Source organism: Heyndrickxia sporothermodurans, assembly GCF_003055045.1.
GTDB classification, from domain to species: Bacteria; Bacillota; Bacilli; order Bacillales; family Bacillaceae_C; genus Heyndrickxia; species Heyndrickxia sporothermodurans.
On the sequence record NZ_NAZB01000037.1, the window covers coordinates 1 to 17,938 of the forward strand.

The 17,938-nt window shown below is 38.1% G+C and carries 22 protein-coding genes; 1 reads left to right on the forward strand and 21 read right to left on the reverse strand.

What is annotated here, in order from left to right; genetic code table 11:
• A partial coding sequence (locus tag B5V89_RS14870; RefSeq protein WP_181294684.1) for a phage tail spike protein occupies window positions 1-2,889 on the reverse strand: 2,889 nt, incomplete at its 3' end.
• 73 nt (window positions 2,890-2,962) lie between these two features.
• Between B5V89_RS14870 and B5V89_RS14875 the strand changes: the two genes are divergently transcribed.
• Window positions 2,963-3,229 (forward strand): hypothetical protein, encoded by a 267-nt coding sequence (locus B5V89_RS14875; protein ID WP_108072694.1) that lies wholly within the window; start codon window positions 2,963-2,965, stop codon window positions 3,227-3,229.
• On the opposite strand, the gene B5V89_RS14880 is transcribed toward B5V89_RS14875, so the two are convergent.
• The 20 genes from B5V89_RS14880 to B5V89_RS20150 form a co-directional block, all read right to left on the reverse strand.
• Window positions 3,206-3,457 (reverse strand): hypothetical protein, encoded by a 252-nt coding sequence (locus B5V89_RS14880; protein WP_108072696.1) that lies wholly within the window; start codon window positions 3,455-3,457, stop codon window positions 3,206-3,208. The two genes, B5V89_RS14875 and B5V89_RS14880, sit on opposite strands and share 24 nt — an antisense overlap.
• On the reverse strand, window positions 3,457-4,146 hold the full coding sequence (locus B5V89_RS14885) for a phage tail domain-containing protein (protein ID WP_181294685.1): 690 nt from the start codon (window positions 4,144-4,146) through the stop codon (window positions 3,457-3,459). Before B5V89_RS14885 ends, B5V89_RS14880 begins: the two co-directional genes overlap by 1 nt.
• Window positions 4,146-6,791 carry a phage tail tape measure protein gene (locus B5V89_RS14890; protein ID WP_181294686.1) on the reverse strand — a complete coding sequence of 882 codons (2,646 nt, stop codon included), beginning with the start codon at window positions 6,789-6,791 and terminating at the stop codon, window positions 4,146-4,148. Before B5V89_RS14890 ends, B5V89_RS14885 begins: the two co-directional genes overlap by 1 nt.
• 177 nt (window positions 6,792-6,968) lie before the next feature.
• Window positions 6,969-7,316 (reverse strand): hypothetical protein, encoded by a 348-nt coding sequence (locus tag B5V89_RS14895; RefSeq protein WP_108072702.1) that lies wholly within the window; start codon window positions 7,314-7,316, stop codon window positions 6,969-6,971.
• Window positions 7,317-7,331: 15 nt separating this feature from the next.
• Complete coding sequence (locus B5V89_RS14900) at window positions 7,332-7,907, reverse strand: phage tail protein (RefSeq protein ID WP_108072704.1); 576 nt, start codon at window positions 7,905-7,907, stop codon at window positions 7,332-7,334.
• Window positions 7,908-7,912: 5 nt separating this feature from the next.
• A complete protein-coding gene (locus B5V89_RS14905) occupies window positions 7,913-8,320 on the reverse strand; it encodes a hypothetical protein (RefSeq protein ID WP_142406531.1) in 408 nt (135 codons plus the stop codon).
• Window positions 8,307-8,720: a hypothetical protein gene (locus tag B5V89_RS14910; RefSeq protein WP_425319837.1), complete on the reverse strand. Its 414-nt coding sequence runs from the start codon at window positions 8,718-8,720 to the stop codon at window positions 8,307-8,309. The genes B5V89_RS14905 and B5V89_RS14910 overlap by 14 nt, the downstream gene beginning before the upstream one ends.
• Window positions 8,701-9,057, reverse strand: coding sequence for a phage head closure protein (locus tag B5V89_RS14915; RefSeq protein ID WP_244913509.1), 357 nt, complete (start codon window positions 9,055-9,057; stop codon window positions 8,701-8,703). The genes B5V89_RS14910 and B5V89_RS14915 overlap by 20 nt, the downstream gene beginning before the upstream one ends.
• On the reverse strand, window positions 9,023-9,352 hold the full coding sequence (locus B5V89_RS14920; RefSeq protein WP_108072710.1) for a hypothetical protein: 330 nt from the start codon (window positions 9,350-9,352) through the stop codon (window positions 9,023-9,025). The genes B5V89_RS14915 and B5V89_RS14920 overlap by 35 nt, the downstream gene beginning before the upstream one ends.
• Window positions 9,352-9,576: a hypothetical protein gene (locus B5V89_RS14925; protein WP_108072712.1), complete on the reverse strand. Its 225-nt coding sequence runs from the start codon at window positions 9,574-9,576 to the stop codon at window positions 9,352-9,354. Before B5V89_RS14925 ends, B5V89_RS14920 begins: the two co-directional genes overlap by 1 nt.
• Before the next feature lie 13 nt (window positions 9,577-9,589).
• Window positions 9,590-10,744: a phage major capsid protein gene (locus tag B5V89_RS14930; RefSeq protein WP_108072714.1), complete on the reverse strand. Its 1,155-nt coding sequence runs from the start codon at window positions 10,742-10,744 to the stop codon at window positions 9,590-9,592.
• Window positions 10,741-11,460: a head maturation protease, ClpP-related gene (locus tag B5V89_RS14935; protein WP_244913510.1), complete on the reverse strand. Its 720-nt coding sequence runs from the start codon at window positions 11,458-11,460 to the stop codon at window positions 10,741-10,743. Before B5V89_RS14935 ends, B5V89_RS14930 begins: the two co-directional genes overlap by 4 nt.
• On the reverse strand, window positions 11,460-12,632 hold the full coding sequence (locus tag B5V89_RS14940; RefSeq protein WP_108072715.1) for a phage portal protein: 1,173 nt from the start codon (window positions 12,630-12,632) through the stop codon (window positions 11,460-11,462). Before B5V89_RS14940 ends, B5V89_RS14935 begins: the two co-directional genes overlap by 1 nt.
• A gap of 12 nt (window positions 12,633-12,644) precedes the next feature.
• Complete coding sequence (locus B5V89_RS14945) at window positions 12,645-14,324, reverse strand: terminase TerL endonuclease subunit (protein WP_108072717.1); 1,680 nt, start codon at window positions 14,322-14,324, stop codon at window positions 12,645-12,647.
• Complete coding sequence (locus B5V89_RS14950; RefSeq protein WP_108072719.1) at window positions 14,314-14,628, reverse strand: P27 family phage terminase small subunit; 315 nt, start codon at window positions 14,626-14,628, stop codon at window positions 14,314-14,316. Before B5V89_RS14950 ends, B5V89_RS14945 begins: the two co-directional genes overlap by 11 nt.
• Window positions 14,629-15,043: 415 nt before the next feature.
• Window positions 15,044-15,370 (reverse strand): HNH endonuclease, encoded by a 327-nt coding sequence (locus B5V89_RS14960; protein WP_108072723.1) that lies wholly within the window; start codon window positions 15,368-15,370, stop codon window positions 15,044-15,046.
• The gene (locus B5V89_RS14965; protein ID WP_108072725.1) at window positions 15,367-15,681 is read right to left on the reverse strand and encodes a hypothetical protein; all 315 of its coding nucleotides are present in this window, start codon (window positions 15,679-15,681) and stop codon (window positions 15,367-15,369) included. The genes B5V89_RS14960 and B5V89_RS14965 overlap by 4 nt, the downstream gene beginning before the upstream one ends.
• A gap of 158 nt (window positions 15,682-15,839) precedes the next feature.
• Entirely contained in the window at window positions 15,840-16,367 is a 528-nt protein-coding gene (locus tag B5V89_RS14970) for a hypothetical protein (RefSeq protein ID WP_108072727.1), read from the reverse strand.
• Window positions 16,364-17,746, reverse strand: coding sequence for a DEAD/DEAH box helicase (locus B5V89_RS14975; RefSeq protein WP_108072729.1), 1,383 nt, complete (start codon window positions 17,744-17,746; stop codon window positions 16,364-16,366). Before B5V89_RS14975 ends, B5V89_RS14970 begins: the two co-directional genes overlap by 4 nt.
• On the reverse strand, window positions 17,743-17,938 hold a 196-nt coding region (locus B5V89_RS20150; RefSeq protein ID WP_181294687.1), incomplete at its 5' end, for a VRR-NUC domain-containing protein. The genes B5V89_RS14975 and B5V89_RS20150, both read right to left, overlap by 4 nt.

Below are 17,938 nucleotides of genomic sequence, written 5' to 3' on the forward strand. Positions count from 1 at the left end.
ATCAGCTGCGTTAATGATTGCCAACGCCGAATCCTGCCACAGCTTTATATCTTGTTTGAACTCTTCTAACGATCCTGTAGGGAAGGAAGATGCACGGACAGGTATATATGAAGATGCTGTTAATGGCTCCGTTGCTCTTACCTCTTTGGCTTGCAGATATACATAGTCATCTAATCGACTTCTGACAACAATGTATCCACTGCTTGTGGATATGACACCTTTACTACCCATCTCGATTCCTTTTGTTAGATACAAATCTCTTGCTCTTATATCTCTGTAGTTCTGTGTTGCTTTCCCCTGTGATGCTTTATCAGTTACACGGAATTCAAAATTAGTCCGAGCATAGGCATCGCCGCCATCTGTTGGCGCCATTAGATCACCTACGATATCTGCGCGAACTTTCGCCACTGGATCTGTGTAACCTCCGTCTTTATACGTTTTTCTGTCATACAATGTTAACAGTTCATCATAACCACGACGTACCAACAACCCATTTAAATCTATTACGCTAGGCGGACCAGATGAAAGTATAATATCGTCGGAAGCTAATAATCTTAAATTAGGACTGTCCACTCCAAACGCCTGAATATACATATCTAGTTTACCCGCTGCTTTACCCGAAGATATACTAAAGTTGGACTTTTTATAAGGACTTCCACTTCCGTAAGAGTCGCCCGCTTCAAATAAAATAAGGTCAGGTTGGATAGTGACCTTATTGTATCCATCTACTTGGGTATTTGATGTTTTAATTTCCGAACTAAAAACTCCTCCGTTCAATCTCGCAAAGTATTTTTTAGTTTTATCCTTCTGTGATTCGCCTTGACTATCGATGGAACCGGTTGAGATGGAGATCGTATTATTAGTAAGTTTGTCTTCTGCGGTAAATGTTGATCCCCTAATTGTTGACCCTACAATATCAAAAGCTGTCAATGTCCCTGCATTAATTTTCCCTGCATCAATCGATGTAATATTTGCATCACTAACCTTAAACGCACCTGTAACCGTCACATCGCCATCGAGGACAAGTTTTTTACCTTGTATAAGCACCCCGCTAGTGTCTAAGTTTATTTGATTAATAACATCGCCTTTTTGGACACGTAGATTGATATTTTTATCCAGTTGGGATATTTGGGATTGTAAATTATCCTTGGTATTATTAATCGTACTGGAAAGACTACTAGTCGTTTGCGTTAATGTACTTATATTTCCTTCTGCGTCACTTATTCTCGTAGCGAAATTGTTAGAGGTAAGTTGTAACGCACCGATATTCCCCTCTGCACTTGACATACGCGCTTGTAAACCTTGTGCAGTTAAAGTAACCGCAGCGATGTTATTTTTGTTGTCTGTAACCTGTGTTTGCAATCCCTGTGCTGTCTGCTTAATAGTACTAATTTCACCAGTTTGAGTATTAACGACAGTGCTTAAAGCATCTACTGCATCAAATGACTCTTTAGCTTGTTGAAGTGCCTCTTGAGCATCTTCAAATGCAGATTGAGCGTTATTTATTGCAATCTGTGCATCTTGGGTTGCTTTATTAGCACGGTCAACCGCGCTTTGTGCGTCATCCCTAGCTTTCTGCGCTTCTTCTTTTGCCGAGTTAACATCCATATCGACAACCAGTTGCCACTGGATGCCATCGAAACGATAGGTTCTAGTATACTCACCATCAACCGTTTTAAACCATAAATCGTCCTTCTTAGGATTAACAGGTTGTTCGGGTCCGTAAAAGTTAGTATTTTTTCCGTTGGCAGCCTGTATTGCCTCTTGCGCTGTTTGATGTGCTTGCTTGATCCCATTTTCAACATCATTTTTCGTCTGGTTAAAATTATCGGTAAAACGTGCTTGTACATCACCGATTGTCACTTTACGATTCTTTTCAGCAATCGTATCGTACTCAATTTTGACCACATGTGCCTTTACATCCACTCCCATCTTGCTATGTCGTACAGTGACCGTATCTCCCATTCCCACGCGCTCAAGTGCAGCTACATCTTTATATTCTTCCGTATCCCATAACGGCTCAAATTCTACTTCCATAGAGACTTTTGGAAGGTCTTTCGAACCCGTATTAAAATATGTGGATGCTTTAGCCAATAAAGTTGCTTGGTCTACTACACTCTCATCATCACCATAATCAACTGGCAAAATATTAATAAATGGGTATTTATCTATGTTTGGACTATCAATATATTTATTTGGTATTGTGATTAATTTTTCTTCTTCTGTCTCCCCATCTTTGATTATTTTAAATGGGAAAATACGAGTAACAACACCAGATATATCAAACTTGGCTTCAAGTCCTGTTAGATTCTTGCGATAAGATATTGATACTCCATCATCCGATCCACGTCTTTTATGCATGATAAGGTTAAAATTATCACGCTCAATCTCTCCACCCCAATTGTCCAAGATAGAGCCATCCACTCCAGCAACCATTTGCAATGGGTTGGTACGATAAAGCTTTGTACTCGATCTAGTGGTTGTGTTAGAGCTAGATAACGTAAATCTAGTAGGATATGCTAGGTTGCTTTGTATAGCTGCCATTGCTTGGTCTGTTGATACATCATCTAACTCTAAAGCTTCAACAAAATTCCCAGCTAAATCGTACGTGATATGCTGGGCGTTAATGATAAGATTATCGTTTTCAAGGCTTTTCACGTGTGCATATATACGAAATAACTGTGGATCCTGCTTATCATTTACTTTTGCTTTAACGATCATGCCATTTTCGATAATATCTGCTAAAAAGCCATCTGAATCATATTCTATTTTTAATTCAAACAAGCCGTTTAATTCTTCTTCGCCAATGGATGTAATGGCACCACTTAATACACCCAATCCGTTATGGATAAAATCTGTTTCATCTTTTTTATAAAGAATTGGAAACAATCATATTTACCTCCTTTCTTAAAGGATTAAAAATACCTCCTGTCGAATTATGGTATCGAAGGAGGTGATTTAGTTGAGTGAAATAACTACAGTTGACATCGTTAAAATAGTTAACGAAATTAACGAAAAAAACAATACATTTCTTAAAGATTATCTAGATAAGTTTTTCTCAGAATATCTTGATATCGGTTTCTTTGATGATCTAACTTTTACCGGTGAAGAACACACGAAAGTTGAAAATGCCATAACTCATTTAATCCAACTTTCCACAATCACGTCAGTTCAAACAACATTGAAAGTTTTAGAAGAAATGGGATTAGTAACGAACACACCTACATGATGCTCTTTTATAAGTTATAATCTCGGTAGGTATATTAAGAAATCCCGTTTTAACAGAAATGGACGTTTCCTTACTCTCCAAAAGTTCAAGGATTCTGTCCATTTTCTTTTCAATTCTATCTAATTGGGATTTCTCTATCGCGTCATCAGCATCAGCGATAGCCACCTTTGCAATCTTTAAAGCTTTTTCGGCTTGAGTAATAATTCCTTCGATATCTTTATTTTCCATCATATCCACCTCCATCTTGGATCAATCTCAAGTTTAGTAATGTTCCCATCAAATTTAACTGTACTTTTCCCCTCCGGAATCACAAAAAAATCACCAATCATATGGTTATTTAGATTAGTGATAAAGCCATTTTCGATTCGATATGCATTCATCATGGTGCAATCGATTTCAATAAACCCGTTTATATCTTTAATGGTGACAATTTGATCGCCAATATATATTTTTCCTGTTCCAGCTACATACGCCTTAATATACGGTTCACTTTCATAGCCTGGATTATTTAAAGTCGTTTGAGCAGTTACAGTCATGATATTTGTTTCTTCATATGCAAATGGATCTAAAACAAAATTAACGGTAAATTGACCATACTCAAGGACCTCGTTTTCAGCATCCTCAATGGTCAGAGATTTAATTTTGTAATAGATTCCTGGATCATCTTCAAAAGATAGCTTTTTAGCGTTGAAGAATTTTATTTTCGCTTTTCTAAATGCTGGCTTAAATGATGTATCTTCTAAAAAATCAAAGGTCAATGAATAAGGTATATCTTTAAATCCATACTTTTTGGTAAGGGATCCGTGTCTACCCCTTATTTCCTTCTGTTCAACATCTTGTTCGGGAGTGGGAATAGCAGGACGTTCAGATAAACTTAAATTCAACTCCTTAATTTTAGTTGTATCTAAAATGACCATTAAGCACCACCCCATGCGGCATTTCTTCTATTTCCTAATGTGTTTAACGAACCATCTATTTTTTCTGCTAGTTTATCAATATCACGGTCATTACGAACCGTTGCAAAGATAGTAACGTTATTATGATTGGTTACTTCGCCAGCCATTTTACTTTCTGCCATTTGTGGTAGCGTTGAAAGCATACGATTAGCTACTGCATCAGCAAAAGGATTCATTTCCTTTCCTACTAATGGGAGTGCAGCCTCTTTTCCCGCTTCACCAATTCCAATTACGGATGCTTCATCGAAAATTCCACCTTTTCGATACCATTCGATGGAAAACTTCGGAACCCGCGGCGGCATAATGCTAAATCCTCCCGTGATACTTAAATGTGGGAGTTTAATTTTTGGCAAACTTAGCTTAAGACCCGAAAAGAAACTTTTGATCCTATCAACAATTCCTTTTATTTTATCTCTAGCGTTTTCTATTGGAGAAATCATCGCCGACTTAATGCCGTTCCACACGGAAGAAGTGTTAGTTTTGATACTGCTCCATACTCCCGAAACTTTGGATTTAACCCAATTAATTGGTGTCGATACAGCTGTTTTGATTCCTCCCCATACCGTATTAATGACACCTTTTATGCCATTCCAAACCGTTGAAGTGGTAGATTTGATAGAATTCCAGACCGTTGAAACAACCGATTTCACGGAATTAATAGAGTTAGATACAACTGACTTTATACCGCCCCAAACCGTTGAAATGACTGTTTTTATTCCGTTCCAAATCGTGGATGAAGTAGACTTAACACTGTTCCAGACTTTCGAAACGGTATTTTTAATAGCAGTAGTTGCAGTGGAAACAGTCGATTTAATGCTATCCCAAACTTTAGAAAGGAGAGATTTAATTCCATTCCACACTTTTGATGTCGCACTTTTAATCGAATCCCAGTTTTTAATGATTAAAACGGCTAATGCCACAACGATGGTGGATATGATTCCTATGGGACCTGATAATGCCATCATAGCCGTTCGAACTACCTTAAAAATTGGTCCAAGTTTAGATAACACCCCCCATAACTTTGTAAAACCTGCAATAAACGGCATAATTCCCTGCACAACAAAACCAAAGCCCGCTAGCAAAGGACCTAATATTGCGGTTAAGCCACCGATAACCACGATGATCTTTTGAATAGAAGGACTTAGGTTTTTAAACCAATTAGCAAAATTAACTAAATGAGGAGTAACAGACGTAAGCATATCCAATAATATTGTCCCAATTGGCTCTAATGCCTGTCCTATAGAACGTATGGTATTTTGAAGCTTAGTCCCAAAAGATTCCTCTTGTGTTTTTCTTAACTCGTCCATTGCCCCTTTTGTGTTAGCAAGTGACTTGTTCGTATTATCTAGGGAATATACTGTTTTTGCTCCCATGTCCTCGAATTTCGTACCAAATAGAGCTACACCAATTTGATTTGCTTGCACCTGATCGTCCATTTTTTGAAGTTCGGGAATAACGGCATTAAACAGTTCCTTCGATGTTACTTTCCCATTCTTAAAGTCTGTAAATAATGATTGGGTGGATTTAGACATTTGATCAAATGCTTCACTAGTAGTCTTGGATCCATCTCTCATCCTAATATCAAATTCTTTCATTATGTCATTGATATAGTCGAGATTATAAGCTCCATTTTGGCTCCCATTAGCTAATATGGAAAAATACTCTTCTGCTGAAAAACCCATCTGCTTGAACAAAGGTGCATATTCTGAAATATTATCAAACATTTCTTGTGAATAATTAAGCCCTTCTGCTTGCCCTTTTGCAAATAAATCCATTGCTTCATCTGCGGTTATACCAAAATTGTGCATCAATTGGTTTACACCACGAGTTACTTCGCTTAAATCTGAATCCGTTACTTTGGCCAAGGCTAAAACATCTTTTGTTACCTCTCGAATGGGTTGACCTTCATTAATACCTTTGATATTTTGCTTAACCATCGACATGGCTCTTGCAGCTTCTTCTGGATTCTCACCGAAACCATCTGTCCATACAGCTCTCAAATCACTTTCTAATTGCTCTGCTTCGTCACCAGTAGCACCTAAAGAACTAATCATTAACCGAACAGCACCATCAATATCAACGGCAGTTTTTCCAGCAGCTAATCCAATTCCTGCAAGAGGTAAAGAAACACCTGCGGTCATTTTACCGCCTACATCCTTTGCCTTTTCGCCAGCATCGTTTAATGCTTGTCCGAGATTTTTAGCATCCTTTATCGAATCTTGCATTTCTTGAGATTGCTTATTTAAATCGTTTTTCGCTTGTTGGACGTAATTGCTTAACTTTTCCTCACTAATCTTTAAATCTAGTAGCTTATTCTCAAGCTTATTGGCTTCATTTGAGTTTTCGCCAAAGTACTTTTTTGCCTTAGCCAATTGTTCCGCAGTAGCTTGTGTCTTTTGCCTGGCAATATCATATTGCTGTTGCAATCCTTTTATTTTGGATTCAAGTTTCTGCGATTCAGTACCGGTTAATTTAAGCTCTTCTTGCTCAAGCTTTAACTCCTTCCGCATTTTACGAGCAGAATTATCCATTTCCGACATGGCCTTATTAAATTCTTCATTAAAAACTTTAAAGGTGACCTTTGTTTCATGATTATTTTTTGCCATTTTTCGACCTCCTTTCATCCTCGTAATTCTTCCAGGACTCATAAGCTGTTTTGTTTTCAGCGATCAGCTGGACAGACGAGAGAGGTAAATGCCAAAAATCATTCGGATTAATTTCAAAAATAAAAACGTAGAGGGTATATAAGTCCTCTACGTTCTCAATTTCGATTTTTGGCAGTTTTACTTTTTTCCCTGCGAAATACCTGTTTTATTGGCAAAGTTTTTTTGAAATTGCTTTTTTGCTTGTTTGGAAATGACGGAAAAATAAATAGCCATGTCGGTTTCAATGTCCATTTCATAGTTTTCGAGAAACTCTTCAAATTTAAGATGCTCTTTTGGATTGGCTTGACGGTATGCTGCATAGACGCCTTGCAAAACAGATATGGGATCGAGATCCGTTTCTTGTTTCATAAAGCCTTTCAAAAAATCTCCGTCTATCACTTTTTCCTTTTGCAATTTAAAAAGGGTCAAGGCTGTGACATTAACGTCTACTTCCTTGACCGTTCCATCGTTAAATGTAATTTCCATTGACTATAGCCCTCCTTAAGGTGCAGGTACTTCCTTGACTAAATCAGGGGTAAAATTAGTCCTCCAAGTCTCTGCAACAGTCGTATCTGCTAATTCATCGAGAAGTGCTTCATAGTAGCAATTCTTGTTGTCGTCAACCATGGCAGTGAATTCTAACTCTAGTTCCGCCACTTCATCCGCACCGTTTTCAATGGATAATGTCAATCCTGTGGAAGAAGTACAGTTAGGAAACGCAATAAGCTTCGTTAAATCTTCAAACTCATCGATGACGTCTGCGGTAAGGACAAAATCCTTACTCTTGCTATTGGAACCATAAGAATATACACCTGGCTTTAATCCCTCGTTAGAAAGTCCAAAAATACTTCGCAAAGGTGCTACTTTTACGTGGGCGTTTAATGATAATGTCATTTTTTGGGGTTTAGATTTGCTCTTTGTCTCAACACCCTCGCATTTTTTTACAATAGTAATCATTTCCGTTTCGCCTTCAAGTTGCCCAACACAGCCAAAAGACTGTGCAGTCTGTTCACCTTTAAATTTAATATTAAAATTCGTAATCCTTACGGCATCGAATTCTTCAATTGTTGTTGGCAATACTTTCACTCTCCTAACGTATTATCAATTTCTTTAATAACTGCATCTGCTAAATCGTCCACAATTTTTGATGCGGCCTTGTCTAAACCTTTTTTCATAAACTGTTTAGGTTGTTTTTTCTTTGATGTCCCAATCCCCAAATCTGGGTATTTAATATATTCAAAGGCTCGCTTAGGTCGGATGGTAAATTCTAAGTTTCCATGTTTTACAGCCAACGCTTTACTATCCCTTGCATGTTTTTTCTTCTTCCTTGAAAGAGGGATAATAGGTTGGATGCTGTCCAATGCTTTCGGTGCACCTTTCGCTCGTAACGTATTATTAATTACCGTTTCCGAGCGATTAGGTATTTTGGAAATGCTTTCAACCAAACGATCAACATCTGGAAAATCCATTGACCACTTAGCAGCGCACATACTTTAAAGACCTTGTAAAATTAAACTCAATCTCATCCACATAAGCGTCCTCTTGTCCTTTTTGAATGGCCGTTTTTTCTGAATTTACAAATGTGTATCCGTTTGATTCAAGCGTTGATATGATATCGATTTGAGCACCATCCACATCATCAACGTTTTCTGCATAATAACGGACTAAAACATCTTGGAGCAAGGTAAATTGTTTTTCTTCAGCGCGCCTCATGCCACCAGTTTCAAAAATAATGTAATGGTAGACTCCTTTAAGTTCATTTTTAAATTCGTCCTCGCTTACACTATCCTGGAATACCTTAACCCCTAGATTTGTTTCTAGGTTTTTAATTAAGGCAGTATTAAGCTTTTTTAAGCGTTGCTTTGTACCCTCATTCACTTGAATCACCATCCACTTTATGCAAATAAAAATAGAGATAATTTTTATCTCTATCCGTTGTGATTATTTGATAATCATCGCCATCTATTTGCACAATTAAATTGTCTTTGTCAATTTTTCTTAAGGAAGGGGGCATAGGTGTTTTCACCTTCATATCCAATGTGGATCCCATAGAGCCAAAATCTAAATAATCCCGGTCACGCACGGACAATTCCTTATAAAATAGTCTGCCTTGTTCTTCAAATTGTTTTCCTATTACTTTACGAGATTCGGATCTAATAGTTGTGTAGGCACCGTATTTTAATAGTCCATCATTAAATACTTCCCGTATTTGTTCCCGAGCCATCATCAACCACCCCCGAACTATATTCATTCACGGCAGTTATTAATATTAGGCGACTTAATTCTGAATGAAAATTTTTCTCGAAATCATCTAGAGCGTTGTTCCAACCATACCGACAACGCTCTAAAAGCAATTCACGTTCTGGTGAATCCTCTTCGAAAGAAAATGTTGTCCCGCAAAGTCCATTAAAATAGGATTGACTCTTTTTAATCAATCCCGTTAAATACCGATTCGTTGCTTCATCGTCCCAAGTGACTTGTAACTTATCCTTTAATTCTAGTAAAAGATCATCGATGAGCATTATTTATCACTCTTGTTAGGAGGATTCTTTTTAGGTTTCTTAGGCTTTTCCTCTTTTTTTATTTCGGGACCAAGAAAAGCCTTTTTGTATTTACTTTTATCAGTTTGGAGAAAAGCAACTCGTTTAGGATCCGCTTTGAATCCTTCTTTCGGGTACTCTTCTCCTTTTTTATATAAAGTGTTCTCGTGGTACTTTTCGATAAAATCATTTAAAACTTTATACACTAATAATCACTCCTTACGGTGTAGGTACTTGTTCTGGTTCTGCACCAATACCCGAAATATCAAACACAAGGAAAGCGTCGTTATCCTTTGGCTGACCGTTTGCGTATTGTTTAGTTACGTAAACGTCCTCATCCTCAAGGATGCGTAATTCCTTTGCTACTTCTATTTGACGAGTAGAACCTACCCCTAAGAAGTAATCCTTTGACACCCCAGCAATCATTTTACCAACAGGGACAGAAACAGATTGAACAATTGTTGCCGGAATTGGTAACACTCCGTAAACATAAGTCCCATTTTGAGTTAAGACAGTTGTAGCTGGGAAGATTTTAGCCCAATAATCAGCAGGGTTTACCACAAGTAATACATTTGTGACTTTTCGTTTACCATCATGGGTAAGTGGGTACATGACTTCTTTCCCCAATGTGATAGGTTTAAAGTCTGTGATTGCCTTAGCCGCTTTATCAGGATAAACACCATCTACAACAGCGCCATTTAAATCTTTAAGCATTCCGATTGGTTGGTCCTTACCTGTTCCGTTTACTACCGCTTCCTCAAGAGCGATTGCCATAGCTTCTGCTAAAACAGTTCGGACATATTTATCTAACCATGTTGGGCCAAGGTCAAGCATTGATTTTGCAACAGGGATAAAGGCAGATAATTTATAAAGATTAGTTTTGATTACTTTAAAACCATCGTCTATTTTTTCTTTAATTGAGTCCGTCAACTTACCCCAAAAAGCTGGATTGACATCCCCGTTCTTGAGAATCCATTCAGTAGTAGCTGTAGTGTTTGTGAAATCAATTGCTTTAAGTAGTTCATGATCGCGTTCTAATTCTTCGAAAACACGATTAATAACAGTGGCCGGAACTAATTCTTCAACTCCAGCAAATCCTTTATTAGCAATGACCTCATTATAAAACTTTGTTTCTTGAGAAGTTAAAACATAGCCCCCGCGATCTGCTAGCACGCGCTGATCATTAAATTCGCTTGTTGCTGCAGCTGTTGCTTGTTCAATGATATTTTCTTGAATAATATTACCGAATTCCTCCATAGCTGAGGCTATAGCATTTTCATCCTCTGATTTCATTGCATTTAATAGATTCTCTTGAGCTTTCACTTGGTCTTTTTTTGATTTATCTAAGTTTTTAATTTTTGACAATTCTATCATCCTCTCATTTTTTCATTTACTAGATTTAAAGCTGCAGCAAAACGATTCACAGTTGAATTTTGAAGATTATCCTCAAAGAAATCCTCCTCCAGGTCGTCATCTTCTTCTAGATCGTCATCTTCATCTGTTTCCTCGTTTGCTTGTTTAATAGGTTCTGCAATTTCATCACAAAAACCATAAGACAGTGCCTCTTGTGCGGTTAAAAATGTTTCTTCGTCAAGTAACCTCTCAAGTTCTAATTGTTCGCCCTTAAAACGACTTGTATATGATTCGATTAGTGCAGAATCAACTTTTGCCAAAGTATCAGCTTGTTTTTTAAGTTTTTCAGCATTCCCATAAACCAAACTAGATGCACGATGGACCATCATCATGGTATTTTTAGGCATGATGATTTTATCCGCACCCATAGCGATAACAGACGCAGCACTTGCAGCCATTCCGTCAATATAAACATTAACGGTTGCTTTATGATTTTTTAACAGGTTACAAATAGCCACCCCTTCAAATGCATCACCCCCATTTGAATGGATATGCACGTTAATAACTGGAGTCTTTATTTGGGATAATTGTCTGCGAACCTCCCTGGAGGTAATACCGCCGAACCAAAAACTTCCGCCCACCGTGCCGTACATGTACAGGTCGGTTTCATTTTTCTTTTCATCATTTTTCATTTCAAATTTTGGCTCGATATAATTCATGATTGGTGAATTTTCCACTAACTATCACCTCCTTCCAATGTTTGATTTTGTCGCGCATCAATGTAATTTTTTGTGACATAACGCCTATTCGCCCATTCTTCATTGATTCTTTCTCCGCCTGTCATTTCGATAATGTCGTTAATTGACAAAGCGCCGATGGCAAAGAGCTTGTCCAGGGCGGTGGCCATATCATTTAGATCAGTGACTTTAATTTTCGTTGTATCGATTTTCAGATATGTTCCGCCTAAATAATCCTCTTTTCCATACATCTTTTTATTGAATTCTGCGCTTATTAATTCAACCAATGGATTAATACAAAACATTAAAAAATTGTTCGTCTGGCTTGATACGTCTACCACATCACCTTTTAGCAATCCGCGAGGAACATGAAATGCAGTAGCTACAAAATCAAAAACATCATCTACAAGATTACGGACATCTCGACTATCTTGTTTGTTAGAGCCATTTTTACCGCTGCCTGATGCATCTTCTAACTCATAACCCTTCTGAAGTTGAAAAATAGCACCTGCGTTATCGGCTTCTAACCATGGTGTAAACTGAGCATTCATCATCGCATCAATCTTTTCTTGTTCCGCGTTTCGCTGGCTCCTTAAAAAGTCACCTTTTAAGACAAACCGCTTAGCATTCGACCGCTTATAAATATCTTTTGCTGATGATAAAATGGATCCGTAATCTTTATAAAATCCATTAATCACATTCATGATGTCTTTATCATTCAGCTTTAGATAAATAACATCGGATTCGTTAAATGAATTTTTAAATTGAAAATCACCAACGGTTACCTCGGAATATACTGAATCCTTCATGACATACTCCTGAACAGTGAAACTATCAGCGATAAACAATTGTTCGTTAGCCATGACAATTAAGCATTCATTATTTCTAAAAAGCTTGCTAACCATTTTCTTTTTAAATTCCGTCGCATTTTCGTTTTTGTTAGGGGAGACATTTAACAAATAATAATTGTCAGCCTTGACCGATTTTCCTTTATCAATCGTCTTAAATTCACACCGAACAAGCGCATTAGCAATTAAATTAATGCAAGAGTCAACAGCTATCCGTTTATAAATTTCTGTTGCAAGTAAACTAACAAAAATCGTTTCGATATCTCCCGAACTCGTATTTTTATAAAACGGATTCCATTGTCTTACCCAATCTGTAAATCCCAATTTCTCACCTCCCTACACGATAATGGGTTTAAAGCTAAAGCCGGCTAAATCAATATCTCCATAATCCTCTAACTCATGGTCAGCATTTAGCGCATGTAAAAAAGCGAAATACCCATCGGTCTTCCGCTTTTCAGGATCTATTTTTTTATACTCTTTATTACCATTGCCCAGATAATCGACATACACGTTGCCGACATACCATCGCATCAATGGATCATTACCGAATACTAGCGATTGGTTGATGAAACAATCGTCTACGATTGGAGACAGTTTACTGTGAGTAAAGCTACCTGTACGGCATACCATTACTTCAAATCCTGCCTCCTCCAATTTCGGACCAAGAATGGCTGCCCTATACGTATCTAAACAAATTTTCTTGATGTAAAAATCCTTTGCTTTTTCGATAAACCAATTGACTACTCGTTGAGGTTCAATCGATTTACCATATACAATTTCCGCAAGACCTTTATCCAAGGCAAGTTGAATGATGTCTTTGTTTATGTCCTGTAATTCAAGTGCCATATGATGGATAAATGTATGTTGCAGCCAATAGCGTTTTCCTTTATATTTCACCAACACACCAACTGAACAAAAGTCTCTCACGTCTGCAAAGTCGACACCGCCAATTGCATCCATCCCTTTGAGTTGTGGGGGGATAGGCTGATTAGTTGCTAATCTATCTTCATAACTTGCCACCTCGAAACGAGTATCCTCAATCGGACAGTTCATTCTTTTTGTCATGAATTCAATTTTTATGGCTGCATTACGTTGCATTTGCTGATATTCTGTTTTCATTTTCCGCATTAACGTATCGTTATATGGTAAAGATGGATTAGCTTTAGCCCACAATTTCGGGTCATCTACTTCTGATGGATCATCTAATTTGCAGATAAAAGGAAAGAGAGTTGAATTTTCAACATCCAACTCTCCATTTAATATCATTCGTGCCTCTTCTTTTAGATCATCTAATGGACCCCCGCGAACGTTCCCATCTGTGGAGATATGGAATTCCCGGTAATCTTGTTTTTTACCACCACCAGAAGTAAATACTTTAATGGCATCGTAATTGTCGTATTCGTGCTCCTCATCAAAAATAACACATCCTGGACGCTTACCATCTTTGGTACGAGCGTTAGATGTGTTATAAACTAGCGAGCTGTTAGTAGAATTGTTTTTTATCTCTACCTTTGACCGATAAAAAGCTTTCTTTAGTTTTTTCTCATTCTTCGGATCCTCAAGAACGTTATAGACATCGAGAAAAGAAGTTTTCGCCTGGGCTTCACTTGTTGCCACGATGTCGATGTCGTAGTTAGAAATTCCGTGTTGTTTGGACATCATGAAAAATGAATCATAGGAGATATAACCATTCTTACCGCCACCGCGCCCCATGTAAATGAAGTATCGGTTAAAGACTAAGGTGTCATCCTGTTTCCACCTAACTCCGAATATAAATACGTTTACAAATTTCTGCCACGGGTACAAACTGTATGGAAAATACCGCGCTGGGATTTCTACGCTATCCTCCACAATATTTGTTTTGATGTAAATGTCATCTCGAGATAATACTTTTCTTACATAATCGATTAGCTGATACTGCTCTTTACATGCAGGAAGTTCCCCGGATTCGATAAGGTGAAAATATTCCTCGATGTATTCGTGAGTTTGATAGCTTAGGACATTTTTACACGTCATCGCCTTCGCCACCTTCATTCACCGGAACAGGACGCAATCCAAGTTCAGAAATTATCTTTAGCATCTGCCCATTTGTCTTATGCAAATCGTTAATGGAGGGATTCGACTTCGGTCCATGCATTCCGGAAACTTTAGGCCCGTTCTCGTTTATGTCATCGATTAAATCACATTTTAAATCCCACAAAGATAAATAGTCCTGGACTAAATCCGAATAATGGTTTCCAACAATCCCTTTTCCTTTTAGCTGCGAAATTAAATCCTTTTCAATCCGTTTTCGTAAAGTTTCGCGTTTCACCTTCGCCATTTTGTCTCCTCTCTCCTATTTCCATTTTTACCCTATTTATTATCACGCGAGAAAATCAAAAAATATTTTTTCCGAACACTCCCCCGCGTTTCCCGTCCCCTCGGAAAAAAGCTAAAAGTTTTGACCGGGGGGTATTACGCACATTATTTAAAACTGTCTTTGCAATGCTTCTCGTTTATGTTCTCTATAATCGCATGGTCATATAAACTACAGTGGAGTGTGTCGTTATCCTCATAAAGTTCTTCGCATTCTGAACAACATCTAGCCTTATCAACTGGATTCTTTGGAGGATAGATCACTTCTACATAGGCATCACATTTTTCGCAATAGCATTCTGCCTTCACCTTTCCATGCGCTAATCCTTTTTCTGTTATCTCAGCATTCTTGCAACAGATAGGACACTTTAACACCATCCTTACCATCGCTCCTCGTTAACAAATGGTTTCCTCTTATCGTTCCTCAATCGCTTATCATGTATAGCATTGTGACAAGGAATACAAACAGTCTCCAAGTTCTCCAGTGTCAAGGCAAGGTCAGGTCGATCCTTTACCTCTTTCAAGTGATGTACGTTCTGTCCTCTGGTGTACTTTCCTTTGCGCTTACATTCCTGGCATTCATAGTTATCACGTTCCAATGCTTCAAGCCTTAACGATCTCCACTCTTTACATTTGTAGAATGGGATCATCTTATCCTGCCTGATAAGACTTTCAAGCCATCTTAATCTATCAGATGTAATGCTCATTGATTTTCAATCATGTGACGAAGTGCGGTCATCTTCTCCTTGTTCTTCGCCTGTGTTTGTTCGATTTGCTTAAGTAGACGATCTCTTCTCTTAACGGTTTGCACCTTGCCTAGCTGCCATTGGTAAGATCTTATTTCAGTTTGTAGATTTCGTATTTCGCTGTCTGTATAAAAAGCTATATATTCTTTATCGCAATGCGGACAAGTAAAGAATGTTTTCTCAATATCTTCCCCGATGTTTTCAGTTTCAAGACCTGTAATTAGGTACTCTTGCTCACATTCATCACATATCGCATTAATAGCATTGTTCATAGTCTAAACCTCCTTATCAAACAGAAAACGCCTACCCAATTGGATAGACGCTTAGTAAGAATACAACAAGAGTCTGTATAGTGTTTCCGCACTATACAATTATTTCATACTACCATTCTATCACGTTTGTATTGCATGTGAAGTGCCCTCTTTTTGCACTACCTTAATTTGACCCCGTCTACACCAAACATCAATACTACCAACGTCTCGCACGCTTTATTGACATCCTTGTAAATAGTCCTTTGGTGTACATTTTGCCCTCTGGCTATTTCTTTTGCCGTTTTTCTAGGCTCCCCAATGTAGAGATCATACACGACTTGATATCTTCTTAAGGATTCCGGATCCCCCGATTGTTCGCACATAATCCTGTAGACCTCAATCATTTTATTAATAAACTTAACCATTGCTAATGTCCGTTTTTTACTTCGCTTAATAGATTCGATGGCAAACTCATCTGTCTCTAACTCATCCAATTCTAGCTTTTTATTTAACTCGTCAATCTCAAGTTTTACATCTGCAGAATGGTTGGCAAAAGATCGATAGTTTCGAAGTAAAAGCTTGACGTTTCGTAATCGGCGATCTTGTTTTTCTTTTTCTTGTCTTTGCCTCTCTCTTTCTAAAAATTCTAAGGCTGTGCTGGCAGCTGTTTTAGAAATCATTTCTATTTGCTTTTCTGACAGTTTCATGGTTTGACCCCCTCTTGGACCTTTTCAATTCTCGCTTTTAAGGCATACATCAATTGGTCCTGTGTACTCGTCTTATTCTCTAATGCTACTGCAACATCCTCATCCACTCCGCCGGCAACAGTCAGATGGTGAATAATTACTTTTTCGGTTTGACCTTGTCTATGTAGACGCTTGTTCGCTTGTTGGTATAACTCCAAAGACCAATTCAACCCGAACCAAATAACGTGGTTTCCCCCTTGTTGTAAATTCAATCCGTATGCAGCAGATGCAGGATGTGCTAGTAAAATATCAATCTCTCGATTGTTCCAGTCTGTTTCGTCCTGCGGCGTTTTCAGTTCACGTACTCGTAAAGATGTTTTTGCTAAGGCTTTTAAAAGCCTCTCTTTATCGTGTTGAAAATTATAAAACACTAATGCCGGCTTTCCGTTCAACCCTTCCAGTAACTCCATAAAGGCCTCAATCTTGCAATCGTGTATATTAACAATTTGACGTTCCTCATCGTAGACGGCTCCGTTGCAAAGCTGTAAAAGTTTATTGGTCAAAACGGCTGCGGATCCTGCGTCTATAGTTGAGCCATCCACCTGTAAAAGCATTTCTGCTTCTAGCTTGTCGTAGGCTTTTTTCGCTTTTGCATCTAAAACAACGGGAATCGTGTTATAGGTGATATCCGGTAACTCCAAATAATCTTCCGCTTTCATGCTGACACATATATCACCGATTAATTGTTGGATCCGTTCATCTGCACCTGCTTTTGGTGCATAGGAGAAAACACGATCTCGGTTTCTTTGATCCGGTTCAAAATATCTTTCACGAAAGCCGGTGATCGTCTTGCCTAATCGTTCCCCGCCATCCAGTAGATACACCTGCGCCCATAAATCCAATAATCCGTTTGGAGCCGGTGTTCCGGTCAATCCTACAATCCTTTTGATATGTGGTCTTACCCATTTTAGAGATTTAAACCTTTTTGCTTGGTGATTTTTAAAACTACTAAACTCGTCTATGATCACCATGTCAAACGGCCATGAATTTCTATAGTACTCGACTAACCACGGTATATTTTCTCTGTTAATCACGTATATATCTGCAGGTGTGTTTAACGCTTTTACTCGTTTTGCTTGGGATCCTAAAACAGTTGAAATTCGTAATAATTTCGTGTGATCCCATTTATCTTTTTCTTTTGCCCATGTACTTTCTGCTACTTTCTTCGGTGCGATGACTAAAACTTTATTTACGGCAAAACGATTATATTTTAAATCCATAATCGCTGTTAAGGTGATAACCGTTTTACCCAACCCCATATCTAATAACAATCCTAATGCCGGTGTAGTAAGAACCCGATCAATGCAGTAACGTTGGTAGCTGTGTGGGATGAATTTCATTTGCCTTCACATACCTTCGCGATGAATTCATCTACACCATGTAAACTATCAATCTCTAAAACCTCACACCCTAGACTTGCAATTTTCTTTTGCTGTGCAATCTGTAACGGTCTCGACTTTTTACCCGGTGCTTTTAGTTCAACAAAATAAACTCTGCCGCCCGGGAGAATCACCAACCTATCTGGCACACCT

Excerpts from the sequence above, each read along its gene's own strand:
- B5V89_RS14890 (WP_181294686.1), bottom strand. The coding sequence starts at position 6,791 with ATGGCAAAAAATAATCATGAAACAAAGGTCACCTTTAAAGTTTTTAAT.
- B5V89_RS14945 (WP_108072717.1), bottom strand. The coding sequence starts at position 14,324 with ATGACGTGTAAAAATGTCCTAAGCTATCAAACTCACGAATACATCGAG.
- B5V89_RS14930 (WP_108072714.1), bottom strand. The coding sequence starts at position 10,744 with ATGATAGAATTGTCAAAAATTAAAAACTTAGATAAATCAAAAAAAGAC.
- B5V89_RS14880 (WP_108072696.1), bottom strand. The coding sequence starts at position 3,457 with ATGGAAAATAAAGATATCGAAGGAATTATTACTCAAGCCGAAAAAGCT.
- B5V89_RS14910 (WP_425319837.1), bottom strand. The coding sequence starts at position 8,720 with ATGGTGATTCAAGTGAATGAGGGTACAAAGCAACGCTTAAAAAAGCTT.
- B5V89_RS14905 (WP_142406531.1), bottom strand. The coding sequence starts at position 8,320 with ATGTGCGCTGCTAAGTGGTCAATGGATTTTCCAGATGTTGATCGTTTG.
- B5V89_RS14960 (WP_108072723.1), bottom strand. The coding sequence starts at position 15,370 with ATGAGCATTACATCTGATAGATTAAGATGGCTTGAAAGTCTTATCAGG.
- B5V89_RS14965 (WP_108072725.1), bottom strand. The coding sequence starts at position 15,681 with ATGAACAATGCTATTAATGCGATATGTGATGAATGTGAGCAAGAGTAC.
- B5V89_RS14915 (WP_244913509.1), bottom strand. The coding sequence starts at position 9,057 with ATGATGGCTCGGGAACAAATACGGGAAGTATTTAATGATGGACTATTA.
- B5V89_RS14950 (WP_108072719.1), bottom strand. The coding sequence starts at position 14,628 with ATGGCGAAGGTGAAACGCGAAACTTTACGAAAACGGATTGAAAAGGAT.
- B5V89_RS14920 (WP_108072710.1), bottom strand. The coding sequence starts at position 9,352 with ATGCTCATCGATGATCTTTTACTAGAATTAAAGGATAAGTTACAAGTC.
- B5V89_RS14885 (WP_181294685.1), bottom strand. The coding sequence starts at position 4,146 with ATGGTCATTTTAGATACAACTAAAATTAAGGAGTTGAATTTAAGTTTA.
- B5V89_RS14895 (WP_108072702.1), bottom strand. The coding sequence starts at position 7,316 with ATGGAAATTACATTTAACGATGGAACGGTCAAGGAAGTAGACGTTAAT.
- B5V89_RS14970 (WP_108072727.1), bottom strand. The coding sequence starts at position 16,367 with ATGAAACTGTCAGAAAAGCAAATAGAAATGATTTCTAAAACAGCTGCC.
- B5V89_RS14975 (WP_108072729.1), bottom strand. The coding sequence starts at position 17,746 with ATGAAATTCATCCCACACAGCTACCAACGTTACTGCATTGATCGGGTT.